This is a genomic window from Roseinatronobacter sp. (genome assembly GCF_051859525.1).
Classification (GTDB): domain Bacteria; phylum Pseudomonadota; class Alphaproteobacteria; order Rhodobacterales; family Rhodobacteraceae; genus Roseinatronobacter.
Window position 1 is genome coordinate 1 of the sequence record NZ_JBHYFM010000058.1, and the last position, 587, is coordinate 587.

The following is a 587-nucleotide window of genomic DNA, read 5'->3' on the forward strand; positions in this document are numbered from 1 at the left end:
AGCGTGGTTTCGTTTCTTTCGGTTGCGCTTCAGAAGGACAGCCTGACGTTGGCCATGAAGCTCCTGACGTTGGCCGCCGCAGACGGGATCGCGGATCAGACCTTTGCTGTGATCCCCTTGTTCGTCTTGATGGGTCTGATCATGAGCGCGTCAGATGTCGGGCGGGATGCTTATGATGTGGGTGACTACTTCCTGCGGCCGATCCGTGGTGGTCTTGGGTTGGCGACAGTTGGATCAAACGCCGTTTTCGCTGCGGTGACCGGGGTGTCCATCGCGTCCGCTGCCGTGTTCACGCGCGTGGCCGTCCCTGAGATGCTGCGCTTGGGATACAGCCCGCGCTTTGCCGTCGGCACAGTGGCTGGCAGTTCGGTTCTGGGCATGTTGATCCCACCGAGCATTCTTCTCATCATTTATGCCATTCTGACTGAGCAATCGATCGGGATGATGTTCTTTGCCGGGATCGGACCGGGCATCATCCTGTCCAGCGTCTATTGCATCGGCATCATCGGCATGGCGTATTTCATGCCGTGGTTCGTGTATGATCGCACCGGCCGCTTTTCCGATCAGGCCGCAATCGCCCAGAGCAA

1 protein-coding gene is annotated in these 587 nt (G+C 58.4%); it reads left to right on the forward strand.

Going from position 1 to position 587, the window contains the following annotated elements; genetic code table 11:
* Positions 1-54 precede the first annotated feature (54 nt).
* The coding region (locus tag ACTIE1_RS16685; protein ID WP_439563517.1) for a TRAP transporter large permease subunit at positions 55-587 on the forward strand (533 nt) is incomplete at its 3' end.